This window comes from Spongiactinospora sp. 9N601 (assembly GCF_044326295.1).
In the GTDB taxonomy this organism is placed as follows: domain Bacteria; phylum Actinomycetota; class Actinomycetes; order Streptosporangiales; family Streptosporangiaceae; genus Spongiactinospora; species Spongiactinospora gelatinilytica.
The window spans coordinates 459,694-482,316 of the sequence record NZ_JBIRBB010000003.1 but is presented as its reverse complement, the minus strand read 5'-3'; the positions used below and the strand labels follow the sequence as shown (position 1 = coordinate 482,316).

Annotated in this window: 25 protein-coding genes; 8 read left to right on the top strand and 17 right to left on the bottom strand. The window is 72.7% G+C overall.

Annotated elements, in window-relative coordinates:
- Positions 1 to 11 precede the first annotated feature (11 nt).
- The 9 genes from ACH34R_RS09165 to ACH34R_RS09125 form a co-directional block, all read right to left on the bottom strand.
- Positions 12 to 773 (bottom strand): SGNH/GDSL hydrolase family protein, encoded by a 762-nt coding sequence (locus ACH34R_RS09165; protein ID WP_397560844.1) that lies wholly within the window; start codon positions 771 to 773, stop codon positions 12 to 14.
- Positions 774 to 775: 2 nt separating this feature from the next.
- Entirely contained in the window at positions 776 to 1,213 is a 438-nt protein-coding gene (gene aroQ, locus ACH34R_RS09160; protein ID WP_111169495.1) for a type II 3-dehydroquinate dehydratase, read from the bottom strand.
- Complete coding sequence (gene aroB, locus ACH34R_RS09155; RefSeq protein ID WP_397560843.1) at positions 1,210 to 2,286, bottom strand: 3-dehydroquinate synthase; 1,077 nt, start codon at positions 2,284 to 2,286, stop codon at positions 1,210 to 1,212. Before aroB ends, aroQ begins: the two co-directional genes overlap by 4 nt.
- Entirely contained in the window at positions 2,283 to 2,783 is a 501-nt protein-coding gene (locus ACH34R_RS09150) for a shikimate kinase (protein WP_397560842.1), read from the bottom strand. The genes aroB and ACH34R_RS09150 overlap by 4 nt, the downstream gene beginning before the upstream one ends.
- A complete protein-coding gene (gene aroC / locus ACH34R_RS09145; RefSeq protein WP_397560841.1) occupies positions 2,780 to 3,991 on the bottom strand; it encodes a chorismate synthase in 1,212 nt (403 codons plus the stop codon). The genes ACH34R_RS09150 and aroC overlap by 4 nt, the downstream gene beginning before the upstream one ends.
- Before the next feature lie 47 nt (positions 3,992 to 4,038).
- A complete protein-coding gene (locus tag ACH34R_RS09140) occupies positions 4,039 to 4,671 on the bottom strand; it encodes a prepilin peptidase (RefSeq protein ID WP_397560840.1) in 633 nt (210 codons plus the stop codon).
- Between the two features lie 534 nt (positions 4,672 to 5,205).
- Positions 5,206 to 5,769, bottom strand: coding sequence for an SseB family protein (locus ACH34R_RS09135; protein ID WP_397560839.1), 564 nt, complete (start codon positions 5,767 to 5,769; stop codon positions 5,206 to 5,208).
- 153 nt (positions 5,770 to 5,922) lie between these two features.
- Positions 5,923 to 7,029 (bottom strand): ring-opening amidohydrolase, encoded by a 1,107-nt coding sequence (locus ACH34R_RS09130; RefSeq protein WP_397560838.1) that lies wholly within the window; start codon positions 7,027 to 7,029, stop codon positions 5,923 to 5,925.
- 409 nt (positions 7,030 to 7,438) lie between these two features.
- On the bottom strand, positions 7,439 to 8,374 hold the full coding sequence (locus tag ACH34R_RS09125) for a carbamate kinase (protein ID WP_397560837.1): 936 nt from the start codon (positions 8,372 to 8,374) through the stop codon (positions 7,439 to 7,441).
- 151 nt (positions 8,375 to 8,525) lie between these two features.
- Between ACH34R_RS09125 and ACH34R_RS09120 the strand changes: the two genes are divergently transcribed.
- Entirely contained in the window at positions 8,526 to 8,897 is a 372-nt protein-coding gene (locus ACH34R_RS09120; protein WP_397560836.1) for an ArsR/SmtB family transcription factor, read from the top strand.
- Positions 8,894 to 9,916 (top strand): cation diffusion facilitator family transporter, encoded by a 1,023-nt coding sequence (locus ACH34R_RS09115; protein ID WP_397560835.1) that lies wholly within the window; start codon positions 8,894 to 8,896, stop codon positions 9,914 to 9,916. Before ACH34R_RS09120 ends, ACH34R_RS09115 begins: the two co-directional genes overlap by 4 nt.
- Positions 9,917 to 9,943: 27 nt before the next feature.
- Here the strand turns inward: ACH34R_RS09115 and ACH34R_RS09110 are convergent, their stop codons facing one another.
- Positions 9,944 to 10,525 carry a TetR family transcriptional regulator gene (locus ACH34R_RS09110; RefSeq protein ID WP_397560834.1) on the bottom strand — a complete coding sequence of 194 codons (582 nt, stop codon included), beginning with the start codon at positions 10,523 to 10,525 and terminating at the stop codon, positions 9,944 to 9,946.
- Positions 10,526 to 10,663: 138 nt separating this feature from the next.
- On the opposite strand from ACH34R_RS09110, the gene ACH34R_RS09105 reads away from it, so the two are divergent.
- Positions 10,664 to 12,142, top strand: coding sequence for an MDR family MFS transporter (locus tag ACH34R_RS09105; RefSeq protein WP_397560833.1), 1,479 nt, complete (start codon positions 10,664 to 10,666; stop codon positions 12,140 to 12,142).
- Here ACH34R_RS09105 and ACH34R_RS09100 read toward each other — a convergent pair.
- Together ACH34R_RS09100 and ACH34R_RS09095 are read right to left on the bottom strand one after the other, a co-directional pair.
- Positions 12,131 to 13,297: a pyridoxal phosphate-dependent aminotransferase gene (locus tag ACH34R_RS09100; RefSeq protein WP_397561030.1), complete on the bottom strand. Its 1,167-nt coding sequence runs from the start codon at positions 13,295 to 13,297 to the stop codon at positions 12,131 to 12,133. The genes ACH34R_RS09105 and ACH34R_RS09100 overlap by 12 nt on opposite strands.
- A gap of 62 nt (positions 13,298 to 13,359) precedes the next feature.
- A complete protein-coding gene (locus ACH34R_RS09095; RefSeq protein ID WP_397560832.1) occupies positions 13,360 to 13,989 on the bottom strand; it encodes a hypothetical protein in 630 nt (209 codons plus the stop codon).
- Between the two features lie 147 nt (positions 13,990 to 14,136).
- Here ACH34R_RS09095 and ACH34R_RS09090 point away from each other — a divergent pair, with 147 nt between their 5' ends.
- Genes ACH34R_RS09090 through ACH34R_RS09075 form a run of 4 tightly spaced genes read left to right on the top strand, consistent with a single transcriptional unit; the run spans position 14,137 to position 16,772 of the window.
- Positions 14,137 to 15,093, top strand: coding sequence for a DUF418 domain-containing protein (locus ACH34R_RS09090; protein WP_397560831.1), 957 nt, complete (start codon positions 14,137 to 14,139; stop codon positions 15,091 to 15,093).
- Positions 15,090 to 15,869, top strand: coding sequence for a carbon-nitrogen hydrolase family protein (locus ACH34R_RS09085; RefSeq protein WP_397560830.1), 780 nt, complete (start codon positions 15,090 to 15,092; stop codon positions 15,867 to 15,869). The genes ACH34R_RS09090 and ACH34R_RS09085 overlap by 4 nt, the downstream gene beginning before the upstream one ends.
- Positions 15,870 to 15,903: 34 nt before the next feature.
- A complete protein-coding gene (locus tag ACH34R_RS09080; protein ID WP_397560829.1) occupies positions 15,904 to 16,374 on the top strand; it encodes a hypothetical protein in 471 nt (156 codons plus the stop codon).
- Positions 16,371 to 16,772 (top strand): hypothetical protein, encoded by a 402-nt coding sequence (locus ACH34R_RS09075; RefSeq protein ID WP_397560828.1) that lies wholly within the window; start codon positions 16,371 to 16,373, stop codon positions 16,770 to 16,772. The genes ACH34R_RS09080 and ACH34R_RS09075 overlap by 4 nt, the downstream gene beginning before the upstream one ends.
- A 3-nt stretch (positions 16,773 to 16,775) precedes the next feature.
- Here ACH34R_RS09075 and ACH34R_RS09070 read toward each other — a convergent pair whose 3' ends face one another.
- The 4 genes from ACH34R_RS09070 to ACH34R_RS09055 all read right to left on the bottom strand — a co-directional run bounded on the left by ACH34R_RS09070 (position 16,776) and on the right by ACH34R_RS09055 (position 21,433).
- Positions 16,776 to 18,278, bottom strand: coding sequence for a carboxyl transferase domain-containing protein (locus ACH34R_RS09070; RefSeq protein WP_397560827.1), 1,503 nt, complete (start codon positions 18,276 to 18,278; stop codon positions 16,776 to 16,778).
- Positions 18,275 to 19,441, bottom strand: coding sequence for a CaiB/BaiF CoA transferase family protein (locus tag ACH34R_RS09065; protein WP_397560826.1), 1,167 nt, complete (start codon positions 19,439 to 19,441; stop codon positions 18,275 to 18,277). Before ACH34R_RS09065 ends, ACH34R_RS09070 begins: the two co-directional genes overlap by 4 nt.
- 190 nt (positions 19,442 to 19,631) lie before the next feature.
- A complete protein-coding gene (locus ACH34R_RS09060) occupies positions 19,632 to 20,534 on the bottom strand; it encodes a hypothetical protein (RefSeq protein ID WP_397560825.1) in 903 nt (300 codons plus the stop codon).
- Positions 20,535 to 20,710: 176 nt separating this feature from the next.
- Positions 20,711 to 21,433: a CoxG family protein gene (locus ACH34R_RS09055; protein WP_397560824.1), complete on the bottom strand. Its 723-nt coding sequence runs from the start codon at positions 21,431 to 21,433 to the stop codon at positions 20,711 to 20,713.
- Between the two features lie 152 nt (positions 21,434 to 21,585).
- Between ACH34R_RS09055 and ACH34R_RS09050 the strand changes: the two genes are divergently transcribed.
- A complete protein-coding gene (locus ACH34R_RS09050; RefSeq protein WP_397560823.1) occupies positions 21,586 to 21,720 on the top strand; it encodes a hypothetical protein in 135 nt (44 codons plus the stop codon).
- A gap of 61 nt (positions 21,721 to 21,781) precedes the next feature.
- Here the strand turns inward: ACH34R_RS09050 and ACH34R_RS09045 are convergent, their stop codons facing one another.
- Positions 21,782 to 22,588 carry an RNA-guided endonuclease InsQ/TnpB family protein gene (locus ACH34R_RS09045; protein ID WP_397560822.1) on the bottom strand — a complete coding sequence of 269 codons (807 nt, stop codon included), beginning with the start codon at positions 22,586 to 22,588 and terminating at the stop codon, positions 21,782 to 21,784.
- Positions 22,589 to 22,623 lie beyond the last annotated feature (35 nt).

Sequence of the window (22,623 nt, the reverse complement as noted above, 5' to 3'; positions counted from 1 at the left end):
GTGGGCGGATCTCAGGCGTAGGGCGTGAGGTCGGGGCGTTTGGCGGCGATGCCGTCGCCGGAGGAGGTGCCCGACAGGCGGCGGCCGATCCAGGGCAGCAGGTGCCGGCGCAGCCACTCGGCGTCCTCGCGGCGCCTGACCCGCGGGTCCGTCCCCTTGCGGGCCGGCCAGTGCTTGCGCCAGGAGTCCTCGCCGGGCACGCCGAGCACGTCCAGCACCCGGGCGGCGACCAGGCGGTGGCCGTCGGCGTTCATGTGCAGGCGGTCCTCGTGCCAGGCCCGCCAGTCGCGCAGGCCCTGCATCGACCAGGTGTCGACCAGGTGGCAGCCGTACAGGTCGGCGATGGACCGCACGTGCAGGTAGAAGATCGCGAACCGGCCCCGGATCCGCCGCATCAGCGGCGTGTCACGCGGATCGACGCCGGTGAACAGGACCACCTCGGCCCCGCTCTCCCGAAGGTCGCGTACGGCCCGCGCGAAGGTCTTGGCCATCGCGTCGGGGTCGCACCCCGGCCGCAGCAGGTCGTTGCCGCCCGCGCAGAAGGAGATCAGTTCCGGGCGCATCGCGATGGCCTTCGGCACCTGCTCGCGTACCACCTGGTCGAGCAGCCTGCCGCGCACCGCGAGGTTGGCGTAGCGGAAGCCGGGGTCGAGCCAGGCCAGGTGCTCGGCCACCCGGTCGGCCCAGCCGCGAAAACCGCCGCCGGGCCCGGGATCGCTCAACCCTTCGGTGAAGCTGTCGCCGATGGCGGCGAACGAACCATAGGACGCCACGGTCAGACCGGTTCGGACTCGGCGAGCGCGTGCAGGGCGAGCACGTAGGAGGTGAGCCCGAAACCGGCGATCGTGCCGCTGGCCACCGCGGAGACCACCGAGGTGTGCCGGAACTCCTCGCGCGCCGCCGGGTTGGAGATGTGCACCTCGATCAGCGGCGCGGTGCGCTGGGCCACGGCGTCGCGCACGGCGTAGGAGTAGTGGGTGAAGGCGGCCGGATTGAGCACCACCGGGATCTGGCCGTCGGCGGCCTCGTGCAGCCAGCCGATCAGCTCGGCCTCGCCGTCGGTCTGCCTGACCTCGACGTCCAGGCCGAGCCGCTGCCCGGTCTTCTGGCACAGCGCCACCAGGTCGTCGTAGGTCTGCGCGCCGTAGACGTCGGGCTCGCGGCGGCCGAGCCGGCCCAGGTTGGGGCCGTTCAGCACGAACACGGTGGTCATCGCGCCACCTCCTGGTACGCGGCGGTCAGCAGCTCGGGCGAGGGGTCTTCCAGCCTGCCGACCTGGGCCAGGCCGTCCAGGACGACGAAGCGCCGTTTGGCGCCGCGGTTCTTCTTGTCCAGCCGCATGTGGTCGCTCAGCTCGGGCCAGGCGTCGCGGCGGTAGGAGGTGGGCAGGCCGACCGAGGTGAGGATGGCGCGGGTGCGCTCGACGAGGTCGGCGCCGATGCGCCCATCGAGGCGGGACAGCTCGGCCGCGTAGACCATGCCGATCGCGACGGCCTCGCCGTGCCTGATCCGGTAGTCTTCGGCGCGCTCGATCGCGTGGGCCAGAGTGTGGCCGTAGTTGAGGATCTCGCGCAGCCCGGACTCACGCAGGTCGGCGCCCACCACGTCGGCCTTGACCTGGACCTTGCGCTCGATCAGCGCGCGGGTGTGCGGGCCCTCGGGGGTGGCGGCCCCGGCCGGGTCCTCCTCGATCAGCGAGAGGATCACGGGGTCGGCGATGAACCCGCCCTTGATCACTTCGGCGAGCCCGGCGACGTAGTCGGCGCGCGGCACCGACACCAGCGTCGCGAGGTCGCACAGCACCCCGGCCGGCGGGTAGAAGGCGCCCACGAGGTTTTTTCCCTCGGGGGTGTTGATGCCGGTCTTGCCGCCCACCGCGGCGTCGACCATGGCCAGCAGCGTGGTGGGCACCAGCACGACCTTGACGCCGCGCAGCCAGGTGGCCGCCGCGAACCCGGCGAGGTCGGTGCAGGCGCCGCCGCCCACGCCCACCACCGCGTCGGAGCGGGTCATGCCGTGCCGGCCGAATGCCGACCACAGCTCGGCGGCGACCTGCGGGGTCTTGGCCCGCTCGCCGTCCGGTACGGGGAGCGGCACGACCTCGTAGCCGGCCGCGGCAAGTGCCTCGACGACGGGCCCGGCCAGCTCGGGGAGCGTGCCGGGGTGGACCACGGCGACCGTGCGCACGCCGTCGCCGAGCAGCCCGGCCGCCTCGCCGAGCACCCCGGTGCCGATCACCACGTCGTAGGGGCTGTCGCCCTTGACGGTGATGCGGGTGGCGCTCACCGCGCCACCGCCTTCGCGATCTCTTCCACGATGTCGTCCGGCTCCCGCTCATCGGTCGTCACGGTGATCGTGGCCAGCCGTTCGTAGATCGGCCGGCGTTCTTCCATCAGCTTCTTGAGCCGGCTGCGCGGGTTGAGCACGAGCAGCGGCCGGGCCGACGCCAGGCCGACCCGCTGGACCGCCTGGGTCAGGCCGACCGCGAGGTAGACCACGGTGTGGCCGGCCAGCAGCCGCTGGGCCTCCTCGGCGAGCACCGCCCCGCCGCCCAGCGAGAGCACCCCGTCGTGCCCGGCCAGCGCCGCGCGTACGGCGGCGGCCTCCAGCTCGCGGAACCGCTCCTCGCCGTCTTCGACGAACACGTCGCTGACCGATTTGCCGGTGGTCTCCTCGACGTCGGCGTCGGTGTCGCGGAAGTCGACGCCCAGCCGGTCGGCGAGCAGCCGCCCCACGGTGGTCTTGCCCGAGCCCGGCGGGCCGATGAGCACGGTGACCGTCATTCGGCGGCCTCCTGCGCGCCCTCGTGGTAGGGCGGCTTCAGCATGGCCGACAGGTAGCCGGCGCAGTTGCGGGCGACCTCCTCCACGGAGTCGCCGCCGAACTTCTCCAGCGCCACATCGGCCAGCACCAGGGCGACCATGGCCTCCGCGACGACCCCCGCGGCCGGGACGGAGCACACGTCGGAACGCTGGTTGATGGCCTTGGCGGGCTCTCCGGTGTGCACGTCGACGGTGGCGAGCGCGCGGGGGACGGTGGAGATCGGCTTCATCGCGGCGCGGACGCGCAGCGGCTCGCCGTTCGTCATGCCGCCCTCGATGCCGCCCGCGCGGTTGGTGACGCGGCGCACGCCGTCGCTCTCGCCCACGATCTCGTCGTGCGCGTGCGAGCCCCTGCGCCGGGCCGTCTCGAAGCCGTCGCCGACCGCGACGCCCTTGATGGCCTGGATGCCCATCAGCGCGCCGGCCAGCCGGGAGTCGAGCCGGCGGTCCCAGTGGACGTAGCTGCCGAGGCCCGGCGGCAGCCCGTACGCGACGACCTCGACCACGCCGCCCAGCGTGTCGCCCTCCTTGCGGGCGGTCTCGATCTCCTCGATCATGGCCGCGCTGGTCTCCGGGTCGAAGCAGCGCACCGGGTCGTCGTCGACGGTGGCGAGGTCGCCGGGGCCGGGGAGCACGCCATCGGGCGCGGCGACCGTGCCGATGCCGACGACGTGGCTGACGATCTCCACGCCCAGCGCCTGGCGCAGGAAGTTGACCGCGACCTGGCCGAGCGCGACCCTGGCCGCGGTCTCGCGGGCGCTGGCCCGGTCGAGGACGGGGCGGGCGTCGTCGAAGCCGTACTTCTGCATGCCGGACAGGTCGGCGTGGCCGGGCCGGGGCCGCGACAGCGGCGCGTTGCGCGCCTGCCTCGCCAGCACGTCCGGATCGACCGGGTCGGCGGCCATCACGGTCTCCCACTTCGGCCACTCGCTGTTGCCCACGCGGACGGCCACCGGACTGCCGAGCGTGCGGCCGTGCCGCACGCCGCCGACGATGGTGGCGACGTCCTGCTCGAACTTCATCCGCGCACCGCGGCCATGGCCGAGCCGGCGGCGGCGCAGCGCCTCGGCGATCTCGGGGGTGGTCACCTCGACCCCGGCGGGCAAACCTTCCAGAATCGCGACGAGTTCGGGCCCATGCGACTCGCCTGCGGTCAACCAGCGCAACATGGGGACAAGTCTTCCATGCGCCGCACCGTTATGGTGTCACACCCCGCTCACCACGCGTGCAGCACGACCAGCGCGCCCAAGATCATGAAGGGGCCGAACGGGATTTCGGTCGCGCGGTGGGCGCGGCGGGCGGCGAGCAGCGCCACGCCGTACACGGCGGCGAACAGGTGGGTGAGCACGACGGCCGCGATGACCGAGTCCCAGCCGGTCCAGCCGAGCGCGGTGCCGAGGGCGAGGGCGAGCTTCACGTCGCCCAGGCCGAGGGCGGCCGGGCGGACGATGAACAGCAGCGCGTAGAAGCCCGCCAGGGCGATCGCGCCCGCGCCCGCACGCTGCAGGTCACCGGGCCGCCCGGCCGTCACGGCCTCGACGGCCAGCAGGATGGTGACCCCGGCGTACGCGGTGATGGTCAGCTCGTCGGGCAGCCGGAAGTCGGCGACGTCGATCACGGCGAGCGGCACGGCGGCGACCACGAGCCAGCCGTACGCGGCCAGCTCCCAGGGTGACTCGAACCGCATCGCCGGCCCGGCCAACGCCACCGCGGTCACGACCGCGTACGCCCCGGCGGAGTATCGGCCGTCCGGCCCGTCCCCGACGTGCCGCCGTACCGACTCCCGCTGCCACAGGCCGGCCGCCCCCGCCACAAGAGCGATCAGACCAACGATCAGACCGGTCGGCACCCGCCGACCCTAGCCCACCACCCCCACGTAAGGAGACCGGATCGACACGATCAGCCACGGTATGCGGGGACGAGTACCAACGATTCGCCCACAGGCGGAACAAGCACCCCCACCGGAGCGCAGGATCGGCGACCGACCGCGAGGACGCCGGGCGCGACGAGGCCGATCAGCGGCAACGGGTGGGCAGAGGTGGCCTTACGCGGCGAGGAGTGATCAGGGACGGCGGAGGGTGAGGAAGCAGTCCGCGGCCATGGTGGCGGCGGACAGGAGGTGGTGCGCCGGAGCATGGAAAGCAGACCAGTGGCGACGGGGCCAGGGGAAACGGCGGCGGCTGGGGTGGCGGCGGACGGGAAGTGGTGCCGGGGGCGGGGGGTGATCAGTGGCGGCGGGGCCAGGGGAAACGACGGCGGCAGGGGTGGCGGCGGACGGGAAGTGGTGCCGGGGGCGGGGGGTGATCAGTGGCGGCGGGGCCAGGGGAAACGACGGCGGCGGGGGTGGCGGCGGACGGGAAGTGGTGCCGGGGGCGGGGGGTGATCAGTGGCGGCGGGGCCAGGGGAAACGGCGGCGGCGGGGGGTGGCGGAGGCTGGAGGGGCTGGGGTGGTGGTGGTGACGCCGTGTGCGGCGAGGCGGTCGGCGACCTGATCGGCCGGGCCGTGCAGGGCGGCGAGGGTGTGCAGGAGGGTGCCCTCGATGACGAAGCTCGCCGGACCGGCGACGTCGATGACCACGGCGGCGGCCCGCTCATGGAGGGCCGCCTGGCAGACCTGGGGCCCGGTGGCCTGGATGGGCCGGGCGTCGGGCCGCCACAGCGCCAGCGTCTCGGCCCCGGTGAAGGCCAGCACCGCCTCCCTGCCGTCCTGCCCGACCAGCTTGGGCAGCGCGATCTCGCTCTCCTTCTCCTGCTTGAGGCCGTGCTCGCCCACCTCGGCCTCGGTGAGCAGGGCGACCACCGGCACCAGCAGCCGCGCGGTACTCAGCGGAGCGATGACCGCCCGCACATCCATACCGCCCTCGGCGTACGCCTGGAGGGCGGCGGAGAGCGCGGCGTCGGTCCCGCCGTCGTCGTCGGGCAGCAGTGGACGCGGAATGCTCGGCACGTTCCGCGAGCCTACCGGCTCCCGGCGGTACGCCGATGAACGGCAGAGTTCAGGGCCGACCGGCACACCGCCCTGAGACGGCCACACCCGAGGCACCCAAAGCGAGGGGGCCCGTGGCCGGAGCCGTACCGGCCGGCCCTGATTGACGGGGGGTCAGGGGTGGCGGGAGATGGCGGCGACCGGGGCTCCGCCCGGTGGGCCCTGGTGGGTGGCGGCGACGGAGACGAAAATGGCGGGGTCGCCGGTGAGGGCGGCGGCGACCCCGCCGACTGCGGCCTTGATCTGGCGGTGCCAGTGGACGTCGGAGTCGTCGAGGAGGACGGTGCGCCGCCCGCGTAGCCGCCCTGACGGGTCGGCCTCGCACTTGAGGAACACGTTGACCAGGCGGTCGCCGAGGTCGCTCGGGTGGGGGCGTTCCGGCAGGTCGAGGCCGCTTGCGCGGATGGCGGCCCAGATGCCGTCGACGTCGAGCGCGTCGCGCATCACGGCGTGCCCGATGCGGTAGCGCCCGCCGATGCCGTGCACGTTGCCCACCACCACGATCTGGGCGCGGTCGAGTTCCACGCCGCTGGAACAGGAGGCCACGCTGGAGTACAGGGACAGGTCGCGGTGGATCTGACCGGCCTCGGGCATCTGGATCTCGCTGAGCGCGACGGCGACGCCGAGCGCGGCCGTGGAGTTGGAGATGTCCATGGACAGCGCGGTGTCGTCGGTCACCGTCTCCTGGCCCCGGGATCTGGCGTCATTGATCGCGGCCAGGGTCAGCAGCGGCGTCTTGGTCTGCACGTAGTGGACGTCGGCAGGGTCGTCGATGCCCGCGCTCTTCATCGCCGCGACCACCCCGGCGGCGACCTTGATGACCATGGCGGGGCGGCCGATGTCCTCGGGCAGGAGGGCCTCGCTCATCGCCACGCCCACCGACACGCGGGGCTCGTCCGTGCGCGGCGCGCTCGCCGGGTCGGCGGTGGCGAAGATCGTGGCGTGCGGGCTCAGTACGCCGTCGGTGCCGCCGGACCACACCAGCGGGACCTGCGCGATCTCGTCCGCGGTGCGCCCGCCGCGCGACAGCAGGACCTCGCGGAAGGCGCGGTCGGCCAGGATGCGGGTGTGGTCGTTGACGCCGCCGTTGCCCTCGGTCTTGCCGATGACGGCGAGCACCCGATCGGCCTCGATCGCGCCCGTGTCGATCAGGTCCGCGAGCCCGGAGGCGTCGGTCACGCTCTCGATGGCGACCTTGCGCACCTCGATGGGATCCGGCATGCCCTCACACCCCTCCGCTCGGCCTGAGCCCTTCCCCCCGGCGGAAATTACCCATGGTGCGGCGGCGATTCACCAGCCTGTCCATAACGTGCGGACACTACTCTTTCTCACACCGTGACAGGGGCCCTTGACGCGGGCCCGGGCGGGAAAGACGATGGCACCGCGAGAGGGAGCGAACGTCCTGTCTGGGGGGCGTGGCCCCTCGCATGGTGGCGATCAGGGGCGCATCGTCGCTACGCGCGTCGTCGTAGCCCGTTTCGATCAGGTCGGTGACCTCCGACCGCCGCCCGGTCCCGTCACGCCTTCCCCAAGGCGGGGCAGCCTTTCGCGGTGCAGCGCATGGACATCTCCGTCGATGCGGGCCAAGGAGAGGAGAGGCATGCCCGCGCTCCAGCCTGCGCCCTGGGTCTTACCCTGCGCTTTCGCCAGGCGTCTCGCCCGGCACCACGACCGTTCCGGCCCGTCCGGTGAGCGCCGAGCCGAGGTCGCGCAGCGAGACGATCACCGCGCGGGACCCGCCGTTGTCGACGAACCCGAGCGCCGCCTCCACCTTCGGCCCCATGCTGCCGCGGCCGAAGTGCCCGGCGGCTTGCAGGGCGCGCAGTTCGGCGGCGGTGACGTGGCCGATGGGCCGCGCCCGCGCGGTACCGAACCCCGCGACCGCGCCCGGCACGTTCGTGGCGATCACCAGCACCGTGGCCCGTACGGCACGCGCCAGCAGCCCCGCCGCGAGGTCCTTGTCAACGACGGCCTCGACGCCGCTCAGGCCGCCGTCCCGCGCGCGGGTCACCGGCACTCCCCCGCCGCCCGCGGCGACCACCACGAAGCCCCGGTCCATCAGCGCCGACACCGCCTCGGCGTCGAGGATCTCGCGCGGCTCCGGGGAGGGGACCACGCGCCGCCATCCGCGGTCGAACGCGCGCCATTGCTCCCCCGCCCGCCGGAAACGCCGGGCCTCGGCCTCGGTGAAGTAGCGGCCGATCGGCTTGACCGGGTCGGCGAAGGCGGGGTCCGCGGCATCGACCAGCGTGCGGGTCAGGACCACCGCGGCGCGGCGGCCGAGCGCGTTGAGGATGAGCATGCCTATGGTGGCCTGGGTCTGCGCGCCGCACCAGTCCAGTGGGACGGGCGGCACGACGTCGGCCGCGAGCTGGTTCTTCAGCAGCAGGTTGCCGACCTGGGGGCCGTTGCCGTGGGTGAGCGCCACCCGGTGGCCGGCGTCGATCAGCGCGGCGACCTGGCGCATGGCCGATTCGACCGCCCGGCGCTGGTCGCCGGGGGCGGCGCTGCCGTCCGGCGAGGTCAGCGCGTTGCCGCCGAGCGCGATCAGGACCCGTTCCCCCACAGCGTGAGGCTAGCCAGAGAAAGGGCGGTGCGCGTGGGCGATTCTCGCCGACGGCGAGCGTGTCCTTCGGCCGGCGGCCGATCTGCCGCCGCCTTGTCATGAAATGCCGGACTTGATCTCTGAACCTGTTCAGATGTTAGGAGCGACAGCGATGAACGTGGTCACCGCACTGGACTCCCGCACCGCCAGACCCCCGGAAGGGACGGGGACGCAGGCGCGCCGTGACCGGCAGGTGACCGCCGAAGAGGCGAACCGGCTGGCGGAGATGTTCCGGCTGCTCGGCGACCCGACCCGGGCGCAGTTGCTGTATGCGCTGCTCGCGGCCGGGGAGTTGTGCGTGTGCGACCTGACCGAGGCCGTCCAGGTCACGGACACGGCCGTGTCGCACGCGCTGCGCCTGCTCCGCACGGCCGGGGTGGTGGCGAGCCGCCGGGAGGGGCGCACCATCTACTACCGCCTGTCCGACGCCCATGTCCGCATGCTGCTCGACCTGAGCCGCGAGCACCTGAGGGAGGCACGTTGACGTCGAAACCCCCCGCGCGCCACCACGGCCGCCACCGTGGACCCGATCCCGGCGCCGACCCTGGCCGCGGCCACGGGCACGGCCATGGGCACGGCCACGGTCACGGCCACAGCGCCACGTCCGACCGGCGGTACCTGGCCGCCGCGCTCGTCCTGCTGGTGGTGTTCATGGCCGCGGAGGCGGTGATCGGCGCGCTGGCCAACTCGATCGCGCTGATCTCCGACGCCGGCCACATGCTGACCGACGCCGCCTCGATCGCGCTGGCGCTGCTCGCCATCAGGCTGGCCGCCCGCCCGGCCCGCGGCGCCTACACCTTCGGCTGGAAGCGCGCGGAGATCCTGTCCGCCGCGCTCAACGGCCTGACCTTCGTCCTGCTGGTCGGGTTCTTCGCCGTCGAGGCGGTACACCGCCTGATCCACCCGCCGCAGGTGATGGGGCCGCTGGTGGTCGGCACCGCGCTGGCGGGCGTGGTGGTCAACGCCGGTGCCACCTGGCTGATCTCCCGGGCCGACCGCAGGAGCCTCAACGTCGAGGGGGCCTTCCAGCACATCCTCAACGACATGTACGCCTTCATGGCCACCGCCGCGGCCGGGGTGATCGTGTGGGTGACCCACTGGGGCCGGGCCGACGCGATCGCCGCCCTGGTGGTCGCGGCCCTGATGGCCAAGGCGGCGTACGGCCTGCTGCGCGACGCGGGCCGGGTGTTGTTCGAGGCGGCCCCCGCGGGGATCGTCCCGGCCGAGCTGATCGAGGCGCTGACCGCGCACCCGGACGTGACCGGCGTCCAGGACCTGCACGTGTGGGAGGTGACCAGCGGGTTCCCTGCCCTGTCGGCGCACGTCACGGTACGGCCGGGCGGCAACTGCCACGACGTCCGCCGCGATCTCGCCGACCTGCTGCACGACCGGTTCCACATCGAGCACTCGACGCTCCAGGTGGACCATGTGCCCGGCCGGAGCTGCCTGATCGTCAGCGCGCTGAAGCCGGAAGTGGTCCAATCTGAGCGCATCCGGACGTAGTACGTCCGTCCGGTACAACGCAGTCGTTCATGACAGGCACGCGCGGAAGACGACGGTGAGCCGGTCGGCGAGCGCGTCCCTGTCCTGACCGCCCGCCGCCTCGGGCCCGAAGAGCCGGCGCAGCGTCCCCGCGCCCATGATGAGGGCGGTCGCGACGCTCGCGCGCACCCGCGCGTCCGGGCCGGGCAGCCGGGCCCGCAGCGGTTCGAGGATGGCCGACTCCACCCGGTCGCGGATCAGGTCGTGGATCTCCGGGGCCTCGGCGGACCTGGACAGCGTGGCCAGGACCGGGCTCCCGGCGCCGGAGCACAGCCGGTCGGCGACGTATTCGGCGAGCCTGCGGGGCAGTTCGTCCCGCGGCCCGTCGAGCACGCCGGGGAACCGCCCCTGCTGGGCGAGCACCTGGGCGAACAGTTCCCGCTTGGCGCCGAAGTAGCGGTTGATGAGCGCGATGTTGACCCCGGCCGCCGCGGCGATCATCCGCATGGTGACCCGCTCGTAGCCGAGTTCGGCGAACAGCGGCCCTGCGGCGTCGAGGATCCGGCGACGGGTGCGCTCCCTGTCCCGTCGCGGCAGCTCTGGCCGGTCATAAAGGGTCACTTCCGGCACTGCACCATCCTTCGCAATTTGACGAGTAAACAGGCGTCTACTACTTTTTATATGCATACTACAGCTAATAGGGGGAAGGGTCGGTCCTTGCTGACACAGGAGCAAGCCGCGGTCGCGCCGCGCTTCACACACAGACAGGTGCTGAAGATCCTCGTCGGGCTGGTGCTCGCCATGCTCACCTCGATGATCTCCACATCGGTGGTGGGGACGGCGTTGCCGACCATCGTCGGCACGCTCGGCGGGCAGGAGCAACTGGCCTGGGTGGCCAGCGCGACGTTGCTCACCATGACCGCCTCCACCCCGCTGTGGGGCAAACTGTCCGACCTGTACGGCAGAAAGCGGATGTTCCAGGTCTCCCTGGTCATCTTCACGCTGGCCGCGGTCGGCGCCGGGTTCGCCCAGGACATGCCGCAGCTCATCGCGGCCAGGGTGGTACAGGGCATCGGCGCGGGCGGTCTGCAGGCGCTGCCCCAGATCATCCTGGGCGATGTGGTCGAGCCGCGCGAGCGCGGCCGGTACACCGGCTACGTCGGCGCGGTCTTCGGCGTCTCCACCGTCGCCGGGCCGCTGCTCGGCGGGTTCATCGTGGACAACATGTCCTGGCGCTGGTGCTTCTGGATCAGCGTGCCGCTGGCGGTGGTCGCCTTCATCGTGATCCAGAAGGTGCTCAAGCTGCCGCTGAACCGCCGCGACGCGCGGGTCGACTGGTGGGGTGCCACGTGCATCACCGGCGGCACGACCGCGCTGATGCTGATGCTCTCCCTCGGCGGCCACGAGTTCGCCTGGAACTCGCCGTGGACGTACGGCCTGGGCGCGTTCAGCCTGCTGATGTTCGCCGGAGCGGTGCTGGCCGAGCGCCGGGCCCCCGAGCCGATCCTGCCGCCCCGCCTGTTCGCCGACCGGACCTTCGTGCTGACCAGCCTGGCCTCGCTGTTCGTCGGCGCGGCGATGTTCGGCGCGCTGATGTTCATGCCGCAGTACCTGCAGATCGTCAGGGGTATGACCCCGACCGCCTCGGGGCTGATGACGCTGCCGATGGTGCTCGGCATGCTGACCTCCTCCATCACCTCGGGGCGGGTCGTCACCCGCACCGGGCGCTGGAAGATCTTCCCCGTGGTGGGCATGCTGCTGGTCGCCGGAGGGCTCTTCCTGCTGTCCAAGCTGCACGTCGGCACGCCGCTGGCGATCATCGGCCTGGAGATGGCGGTGCTCGGCATCGGGCTCGGCATGTGCATGCAGATCCTGGTCCTCGCCGCCCAGAACGCGGTCACCCGCGCCGACATGGCCTCCGCCACCTCCGGCGTGGCGTTCTTCCGCTCGCTGGGCGGCGCGGTCGGCGTCGCGGCGTTCGGCGCGATCCTGTCCAACCGGCTCAGCGGCGAGCTGGCCGAACGGCTGGCCGCGGCGCGCATCCCGCTGCCCGGCGGTCAGGCCACGCCCGACCTCGGCGCTCCGGACGCCATCCGGAGCCTGCCCGGCCCGGTGCTGGAGATCGTGCTGGACGCGTTCACCCGCGCGATGGACACGGTCTTCCTGGTCGGCGTCCCGGTCGCGCTGCTCGGCGCTGCCGCCGCCATCGCGCTCAAGGAGCTGCCGCTGCGGTCCTCATCCCGCTGACCCGCGGGCCGCGGCCCCGGCGAGGGCGGCGAGGCGGGCCGCCGCCTCGTCGATCACCTCGTCCCGCTTGCAGAACGCGAAGCGGACGAAGTGCCTGCCGTACTCCGGGCGGTCGTAGAACACCTGGGTGGGGATGGCCACCACCCCGGCAAGGCCGGGCAGCTCGCGGGTGAGCGCGAGGCCGTCGGTGAAGCCGAGCGGGCGGATGTCGGTCTGCACGAAGTAGGTGCCGGCCGGGCGCAGCACCTCGAACCCGGCCGCGGCCAGGCCGTCCATCAGCCGGTCGCGCTTGGTCTGCAGATCGTCGCGCAGGGCGGCCACCCAGCCCAGCTCGTGCCGCAGCGCGTGGGCCACCGCGACCTGCCAGGGCGCACTCGCGGTGAAGGTGAGGAACTGCTTGACCGCCTGCACGGCGCCGGTGAGCGGGCCCGGCGCGCACACCCATCCGGTCTTCCAGCCGGTCGCCGAGAACGTCTTGCCCGCCGAGGAGATCATCACGGTGCGCTCGCGCATGCCGGGGAACGTCGCCAGCGGAATGTGCTCGACACCGTCGAAGGTCAGGTGCTCGTAGACCTCGTCGGTGATGGCGATCAGGTCGCGGTCGAGGCAGACCTCGGCGATGGCGGCCAGCTCGTCGCGGGTGAAGACGGTGCCCGTCGGGTTGTGCGGGGAGTTGACCAGGATCGCCCGGGTGCGCGGGCCGACCGCGGCGCGCAGCTCATCGGGGTCGAAGGCGAACCGGCCCGCCACCGGCCGCAGCGTGACGGGCCTGCGCACCGCGCCGGACAGCGCGATGGCCGCGGCGTAGGAGTCGTAGTAGGGCTCGAAGACCACGACCTCGTCGCCGGCCTCGCACAGCGCCAGCACCGTCGCCGCGACCGCCTCGGTCGCGCCCACCGTGACCAGGACCTCGCCGTCGGGGTCATAGTCGAGCCCGTAGTGCTCCTTGCGGTGGGCGGACACGGCCTGGCGCAGCTCCGGCACGCCCGGTCCGGGCGGGTACTGGTTGAGCCCGCCGTGGATCGCCCGCACCGCCGCCTCCAGCATCGCGGGCGGGCCGTCGGTGTCGGGGAAGCCCTGGCCGAGGTTGATCGCCCCGGTGCGCACGGCGAGCGCCGTCATCTCCGCGAAGACCGTCGTGCCGAACTCTCGCATCCGCGCGATCAAAAGCTCATCCACATCGGCCAGACTAGCGGGCCGCCGCCTTCGCGCACCGCTCAGCCGAACAGGCACACCTCCAGCAGCGGCAGCCGTACGTCCACCCCGTCGCAGCCCTTCTCCGGCGGCGGCGCGGTGGGAACAGGGCTCGCGGTCGGCCGCGTGGGCTTGGGCCCGGGTTCGCGCGGCGGGTCGGTCACCTCGTCGCGGGTCGGCTCGGGCCGCGGGCCGCGCGTCGGCGGCCGGGGGCGCTGGGTGGTCGGGCGGCCGGTCGGGCGGGCCGATGGGGACGGCTCGGGCCCGGCCGTACGGCGGGGCGGCGCGGTGGCGCGCTCGCGCCGATCGGGATCGGCCTCCTCCCGACGGACCGGGTCGGCGCCTCTTTCCGGCTCGCCGGGGGCGGAGGAGGGCGGGCGTACGGGTTCGAGCGAGGCCATCGGACCGCGCGGCGGCGCGGGCGCGGGCGACGACGACGCGACCGGCCGGGCCTGGGAGGCGGGCGGCGCCGCCTCCTCCCCGCCGAAGACCTGGAAGATCACCAGCACGGACCCGACCACGACCACGCCTGCGACGACGCTCAGCACGGCACGGGACCGGGCCGCCCAGGCCATGTCCCCCATCAGAACGTGGTCGCGCCCGGCCTTGAGCAGCACGACGGAATCCTTGAGGAACGCAAGAAGGTCGCGCATGGGTAGGACCGTCTCCTCGCCTCAGGAAAGCACCAAACCCCGCCATCCTCTCGCAAACCCACTCAGTTCCACTGGAAAACCTGACCGGGAGCCCACACCTGGTCAGGAAAGTTCTGGACGGGGGGCCGGTCCACTAGCCTGCTCAGTGTGATCACCCCGCACCGCCCAGGGGAGCGCGGGCGGCGGACGCCCCGCATCCACGAACTCGACGCGGTCCGCGGCCTCGCGCTGTGCGGGATCATGGTGGTCAACACCTGGCAGCACACGCGGGGGCAACTCGCCGACAAGGCCCGGATCCCGATCGACCTGGCCGTGGAGAACCTGCTGCAGAGCCGGTTCTACCCGATCTTCTCCTTCCTGTTCGGCATCAGCCTGGTGCTGTTCCTGCGGTCGGCGGGCGGCGACCGGGTGGCGCTGCTGCGGCGGCTGGTGGTGCTCGCGCTCCTCGGGTTCCTGCACACGATGGTCAACCCCGGCGAGGTGCTGCTGCCGTACGCGCTGTTCGGGCTGGTGGTCCTGCTTCCCGCGTCGTTCATGCCGCGCCTCGCGGTGCTGCTGCTCGGGCTCGGCACGACCGCGTGGGCGGTGATGCTGGGCGGTGGCGTGATCTTGGTGCCCGGTCTGTTCCTGCTCGGCATGGCGGCCATGGAGTATCGCCCGAGTCCGCGGCTGACCCTGCCGGCCTTCCTGGTGAGCGTCCCGCTGGCGGTCGTGCTCGGCTACCTGTGGGCGTTCACCACCGCCGGCGGGCGGGTGGCGGCGCTGTACCCGCTGAGCGGGCTGGCCGCCGCGCTCGCGTACGGCACCGGGCTGCTCCTGCTGCTGCGCACACCGCTGCGCGGCCCGCTCACCTGGGCGCTCAACCCGCTCGGCCGGATGGCCCTGACCAACTACCTGCTCAGCACTCCCGTCATCCTGCTGACGCTGCCGCTGCTGGCCGCCGATCCGACCCGGCTGGCCGGGTTCGGGCTGAGCGCCGTGACCATCGCCGCGCAGATCGCGTTCTCCCGCTGGTGGCTCGCCCGGTACCGATACGGCCCGCTGGAATGGGTCTGGCGATGCTTGACGTGCGGCGAGTTCGTGCGCAATAAGCTGGACAGGTGAAGAAGGTCGCGCTGTGCCAGATCCCCGTCGCCTACGACCCCGACACCAATCTGAAACGCGCGGTCGAGGCGATCGACGAGGCCGCCGCCCAGGGCGCCGACCTCGCGGTCTTCCCCGAGGCCACGCTCACCCGGTTCGGCTCGCGGGTCGCCGAGTCGGCCCAGCCCCTCGACGGGCCGTTCGTCGGCGGCCTGGCCGCCGCCGCGCGCACGCGCGGGCTGCCGGTCATCGCCGGGGTCTTCGAGCCGGGTGAGGGGCGCGTCCACAACACCACGGTCGCGATCGACGGCGCGGGCGTGGTCAAGGCGGCCTACCGGAAGATCCACCTGTTCGACGCGTTCACCGCGCGCGAGTCCGACCTGGTCGCCCCCGGCCGCACGCCGGTCGTGGTGGAGCTGGCCGGGCTGCGGATCGGGCTGATCACCTGCTACGACGTGCGCTTCCCCGAGCTGGCCAGGGCGCTGGTGGACGCCGGGGCCGACGTGTTCGCCGTCATCGCCGCCTGGGGATCGGGCCCGATGAAGGAGGACCACTGGGTCACCCTGGTCCGGGCGCGGGCGATCGAGAACACGATGTGGACCATCGCGGTCGGCCAGGCCCCCAACCCGGAGGCGAAGGACGGCTTCGGCGTGGGGCGCAGCATGCTCGTCGATCCGCTCGGCGTGGTGCGCGGCGATCTCGGGCCGCGGGCGGAGGTGCGCGTCCTGGAGCTGGATCCGGCGATCACGGCGGAGGTCCGGGCGACTCTTCCATGCCTGGAACATCGTGTCATTTGAGTGGTGAGGGTCAACAGATCGTAAACTTGTCGCCGTGAATGAGCCGGGTAAGAGGACGCTGATGCTGAAGGTGATCCCGCCCCGGTTGCTGGTGCCGTATCTGTCCGGTAAACGCACGGTCATCTCCGGCTACGTCTACCGCGCCCAGGACTGCGCGCGGCTGACCACGCCCGGACAGCTCTTCCACGCGCTCGACCTGGGGTTCGAGGGCTCGGAGCTGACGGCCGACGTGCCCGAGCTCTACATGATGCGCTGGCTGGCCAGGGATGTCGACGCCTATGTCGTGCCGTACGGCCCGCACATGGGAGGCGATTGGAGCGATTCAGCTCCGTTCGCCGGCAACGGTTTCACCACCTCGCGGGAGTACGTGGTCCCGCAGTTCCACACCATCCCGATGCCGATCCCGGCGGGGGCGGAGATCACGCACATCACCGCGCGGAGCGGCGAGCGGCCGTTCGGCCGATATGACGGGCTCACCTGGCGGCCCGCCGAAGGAGCCTCGTGAGCGCCGAGATCGAGCCGATCGCCTCCGGGTTCGTCGCCCGCCTCGGCGACAGGAGCTACGCCGCCGCGCTGGGCGGCGACAACGACGAGGCCGTGCTGTTCAGCGAGGAGCCCGAGGAGGGCTTCACCGAGGTCGTCGGCTACTGGCGGCGGCCGGTGCCCCGCGGCGAGCTGGACTCGCTGGTGATGGTCCGCACGGTGGGGGCGTTCGGCGGCGAGCCGTGCGTCGTCCTGGACGAAGACGACGACGGGCTGCACATCGCCTATACCGGGCACAGCGGTATGAAGGCCGAGGCGTTGGGCTACTGGATGGTGGATCACGGGGCCTACGAGGTCGTCGTGCCCCGCGAGGAGGTCTTCTCGATCCGCATCGAGCGGATTCCCGTCCCGCTCACCTAGGGCTCACCGGCCGAGGTCGCGGTAGCGGGCCAGGCGGGCGGCCCGCCGTCCGTCGGCGGGCCGGGTCAGCAGGCCCGCGATCTCATGCTCCAGCGTGCCCGCGACGCGCCGGCAGAAGGCGGCCGGCTCGTAGGCGGCGTCGGGGAGTTCGGGGATCACCCGGTCCACGATCCCGTCGGCGGCGAGCTGGGTCGCGCCGACCCGCTGGGAGACCGCGATCTCCGGGGCGAAGTCCACGGTGCGGTACAGGATGGCCGACGCGCCCTCGGGCGGCAGCGGGGACAACCAGGCGTGCTGGGCCGCCACCACCCGGTCGGCGGGGAGCAGCGCCAGTGCCGCGCCGCCCGCCCCCTCGCCGAGGATCAGGCACACGGTGGGCGCGTCGAGCATCACCAGCTCGGCCATCGACCGGGCGATCTCCCCGGCCAGGCCGCCCTCCTCGGCGGTCTTGGACAGCGCGGCCCCGGCCGTGTCGATCACGGTGACCAGCGGCAGGCCGAGTTCGGCGGCCAGCCGCATGCCGCGCCTGGCCACCCGCAGCCCGGCCGGGCCGAGCCCGGGAGCCGTGCGCCGCCTGCCGCGGTCCTGGCCGAGCACGACCGCGGGTGCGGCGCCGAACCTGGCCAGGGCGAGCAGCATCCCGGGGTCCTCCTCCCCCGCGCCGGTGCCGTGCAGCGGGGTCACCTCGCACGCGCCCAGCTTGAGCAGCGCGCGTACGCCCGGCCGGTCATCGCGCCTGGACCTGGTGATCGCCTCCCACGCCTGGACCGGCCGCACCGGGCCGACCGGTTCCGGGCCGGTGACGGTGACCTCGCGGCGTCCGGCGGTCAGCACCGACAGCGCGCGGGCGGCGACCCGTCTGGCGTCCTCTGCGGCCACCACCGCGTCCACCAGGCCGTGCGCGTAGAGGTTCTCGGCGACCTGCACCCCCTCGGGGAACGGGTAGCCGTGCAGCGACTCGAACACGCGCGGCCCGAGGAACCCGATCAGCGCGCCCGGCTCGGCCGCCGTCACATGCCCCAGCGACCCCCAGGAGGCGAACACCCCGCCGGTCACCGGGTGGCGCAGGTACACGATGTACGGCAGGCCCGCCGCCCGGTGCGCGGACACGGCCGCGGTGATCTTCACCATCTGGACGAACGCCAGCGCCCCCTCCTGCATCCGCGTCCCGCCCGAGGCGGGCGCGGCGAGCAGCGGCAGGCGTTCCCTGGTCGCCCGCTCCACCGCCGCCACCAGCCGGTCGGCGGCGGCCACCCCGATCGACCCGGCCAGGAAGGAGAACTCGCAGATCACCACGGCCACCCTGCGCCCGTCCAGCAGGCCCTCCCCGGTGATCACCGCCTCGTCGTAGCCGGACTTGGCCCGCGCGGCGGCGAGTTCTTCGGCGTAGGCCGAACCCGGCTCGGCCCGGTCGGCGGGCGGTTCGTCCCATGACCGCCATGAACCCGGGTCGAGCACGATGTCGATCAGTGCCCGGGCGTCCGGGCGGCGGGCCGGGGTCGTCACCGCTGGCCGCCCTCCCGGCCGGACAGCCAGGTCAGAACGTCTGTGGAGTCCTGACCGAGCATGGGCGGGGGCGAGTGCTCGGCGGCGGGTGCGCCGTCCAGGCGTACCGGCGGGCCGGGCAGCGCGATCCGGCCGAGCACCGGGTGATCGACCTCGATCAGCAGGCCCTGGGAGCGGGTCTGCTCCCAGGTGTAGACCTCGTCGAGGGTGCGGATCGCGCCCGCGGGTACGCCGGCCTCGGTCAGCGCGGTCAGCCAGTACACGCGGTCGTGCGCGTCCAGGGCCTTCTCCATGTCGGCGACGAGGTCGCCACGATGGGCGAACCTGTCGCGGTTGGTCGCATATTTCGGTATATCGGGGTCGATATCGAGGAGCACGGCCACCTTGCGCCACAGCGCGTCGTTTCCGGCGGCGATCTGGATCATCCCGTCGGCGCACCGGAACGCGCCATAGGGGGCGATGGTGGAGTGGTGGTTGCCGGCGGCGGCGGGGACCTGGCCGCCGACCGTCCAGGCCGTCCCGTGGTAGGCGTGCACGCCGACGATCCCCGCCAGCAGCGACGTGCGGACCACCCGGCCGCGCCCGGTCCTCGCCCGCTCGTGCAACGCGGCGAGCACGCCGTAGGCGCCGTACATGCCCGCGAGCACGTCGCCGACGGACGCGCCGACCCGGTACGGCTCGTCGGCGGACGGGCCGGTGAGGCTCATCAGGCCCGCCTCGCCCTGGGCGATCTGGTCGTAGCCCGGCCTGCCGCCTTCGGGGCCGTCGTGGCCGAAACCGGTGATGGACAGCACGACCAGGCGGGGGTTCAGCTCGTGCAGCCGGGCGACCGGGAAACCGAGGCGGTCGAGCACTCCGGTGCGGAAGTTCTCGATCAGTACGTCGCCGTGCCGGACCAGCCGCTCGATCAGGGTCCTGCCCTCGGGGGTCTTCAGGTCGGCGGTGATGGACTGCTTGTTGCGGTTCGCCGCCAGGAAGTACGTGGATATGTCGTGGTCCGGTCCGACGAACGGAGGTCCCCAGCCGCGCGAATCATCGCCGCCCGCCGGGTGCTCCACCTTGATGACCTTGGCACCCATATCACCGAGCATCTGCGCGGCATGCGGCCCCGCAAGGGCCCGCGAGAGATCGAGCACGACGATGTCGTCCAGAGGTCCCTGCAAGATCAGCCTCCCATGGTGGTCGCCGAGCCTAGCCCACGCGTTGGTGGGGCTTGCATTCTGCCCGGTACGAGGCACATTGCGAGGCAGGGCCGATGGCCGGCAAGGTACGGTCGGCTGAGCATTCAACCAGCTCGACGACTTCCGGAGGGCCGCCTGCCGGCTGTGTCGCCATCTTCCCCGAACGGTCGTGTCAGGGGGCGGCGTCCATGTCGTCCATCCGGGCGGCGAGCTGGGCGCTGTCGCCGTCCACCAGGGCCGACACCGCGCGCCACCAGCCGAACCACTCGCCGCTGCGCCACATCCAGTCGACCCGCTCGATGGCGGCGATCACCTCGCCCTTGCGCCGCCACGGGTCTCCGGTCGCCTCCACACTCGCGCCGTGGCGCAGCGCCCAGGTGCGCAGCGGCTCCGCCGCGCCCTCCTCGACCGGCTCGGCGTAGGGGTCGGGCCGCTCGCCCGCGAGCGGGTGCGGCCCCAGCCCGGCCGCCACGCCCCAGCTCCACTGCGCCTCGGCGGGCCGTGAGTAGCGCAGGGTCGAGAAGTCCAGGTCGGAGCCCAGTTCGCCGCCCTCCCGCCGTACCACCACGGCGTCGAGCCGGCCGCCCGCGTCGAACTCGACGACCAGCCGCTGTCCCGGCCGCGCCTCCCCGGGAAGCTCGATGCGGTCCTCGGCGTGCCAGGAATTGAGGTCGGCGGAGGCGACGGCGGGGCCCCACAGGGCGTCCGCGGTGTCGTCGGCGATCCAGACGGCGAGCATCTCCAGAACCGTCAGGTCGGTCCACGGATCGATCGCGGCGCTGGTGGACAGCGCCTCGTCCGGGGAGGGCAGCTTGCCGCCCCTGGCCCGCTCCCACCAGCCCGTACCGAGGTCGCGGGTACCGATCAGCAGCCCCGCCAGCGCGGCCAGCTCCGAGGACCTGCGGGTCAGCGGAGCCCAGCGGGCCAACTCGACACAACGTGCGGCCCGTTTGTCGCCCAATACCCGCACCGCGTGGTCGACCAGCGCCCGGGCGGTCGGGCGATCCTCTCCCAGGAGATCGCCGATCAGTTGCCTGGCCTGGCTCCGAGCATCCTCTGCACGCGCCTCCCGCATACTCGCCACGTTACGCCTGGAGATCCTCTTCCGCGAGACTCCGTCACACCGGCACGAACCGGGAACACCCACACGACGGCCGGTGGCGCAGGCGTACCCCCGGCTTCTCCCTCGGTATTCCGGCGCACGGCACCTCCGCCACCAGCCCAGGACACCCGTACCGAATCAGCGATGGGTCAGCGGCGGCGGGTGGTGCGGCCGAGGAGCCAGCCGATGACGGCGCTGCCGAGGGCGATGCCCGCGCCGGTGCCGAAGGCGGCGATCAAGGAGCGGTCGGGGGTGGCCGGGCGGCGGCCGGGGGGTGCGGAGCGGACGTAGACCTTAGGGTCCTCCAGAACGGCCGCAGACGCGGGCAGCGCGTTCGGCTCACGCCCGCGTTCGGCCTGAGCGTCCTCCGGCACGGCCGCGGATACCTCGGCCATGGCCGGGAGCGGTCCGGCGGGTGAGGGGACCGGTAGCGGGGTGGTGAGGTGGGTTTCGAGGGCGGTGAAGAAGCGGGTGGCGGTGCGTTTGGCGATGGAGGCGAGGAGGCGCTGGCCGACTCCGCCGATCATGCCGCCGATCACCGCCTCGGCGTCGTAGTCGACCCGGGTGCCGCCGTCTTCGGCGTCGTCGAGGCGGATCTGGACGGTGGCGTCCACCGTGCCCGGCTCGCCCTGGCCGCCGGCCTTGAGCGTGAAGCGCTCCGGTTCGGTGAGGTCGGACAGGGTGACCTCGCCCTGGTAGACCCCCTTGATCGCGGCCACGCCGATGGCGACCGTCATCCGGTAGGAGTCGTCGCCGAGGTCTTCGAGGCGGCGGCAGCCGGGGATGGCATGGACCAGTACGGCGGGGTCGCGCAGCGCGGTCCACACCCGCGGACGGTCCACGCCGAGCACGGCACTTCCGACGACCTTCATCGCCACCTCCAGAGTCCTGAGGTTAGACAATTCCCGCCCGGCAGGGCATCGCTAACGCCGAAACCGGGATCGGTACGCCATACGCCCACCGGCGTAGCGGACGCGTCTCCCCACGGGACGCGGGCCGGCGGCGTCCCGGTGACGATGGGCGCATGCTCGTCGATGAGAGGACCGCCGTCCGGGAGCCGAACGCCGTGGCGCACGGCCGCCCGCGCTGGTGGACGCCCCGGACGCGGAATCTCGTCCTGCTCTGCACGTCGTGTCCGCCGTCGGCCGGCTCGACCTGAGCCCACGCGGCAGGCGACTCACCGCCGCGCGGCGAATCCATCGTGATGGTGAACAGACCGCTCAAGGGGGATCACAGAGCGGCGCCGGGCTTCTAGTGTCGTTCGTGTGACTCCTCCGCTCCCTGAAGGGAGCGGCTTCTCGCCAAGCCGCTCGCGCTGCCTCACGCAGGGCAAGCCCTGCCCTCAAGATGTTCTTGGCCGCGTTGGCGTCGGCGTGCGCGGTATGGCCGCACGCCGTCCATCGGGACCCGGCTTGAGTGACACGATTCTCCTTCGCGCAGTGCCCGCAACGCGAGCAGGTGCGGGAGGTATCGGCGGGGTTCACCGCGATCAGCTCCCGACCGGCGCATTCAGCCTTGTACGCGAGGATTCGCAGGAACACCCCCCAACCCGCATCCAGGATGCTCTTGTTCAGCCCGGACTTCGCCGATCGGCCGCTGGGCGGCCATCCGCCTTCACCCTCCGGCTTCGGCGCCGCCCGTCTGGTCATGCCCGCGATGTTCAGCGCCTCGCAGACGATCACGTCGTAGCCGCCGATCAGCCTCGGCGCGGCCTTGCGCGCCGTGTCCAGGCGTTGCCGCCGCGCCTTGGCGGGCAAGGCGGCCACGCGGGCGACGGCCTTACCGCGCCGCCTGGAGCCGCGTTTCGTGCGGGCGATGTCCCGCTGAGCGGCGGCCAGGCGGCCGGCGGACGCGGCCGGGTGCTCGGGCTGGAAGTCCCACCGGCAGCCGTCGCCGTCTTTCGGCCACCGGCCCTGCCCGTCAGGGGCCTCGCGGCGGATGTGTTTCAACTCGCCCGACCGGTCGCCGTACCGGACCGTGGCATGAGCCCCGGTGGGGCGCAGCAGGAACTTGAACGATCTGCGCATTCCCACCTCCCACCTCCTACGTTCGGTAACGAGAC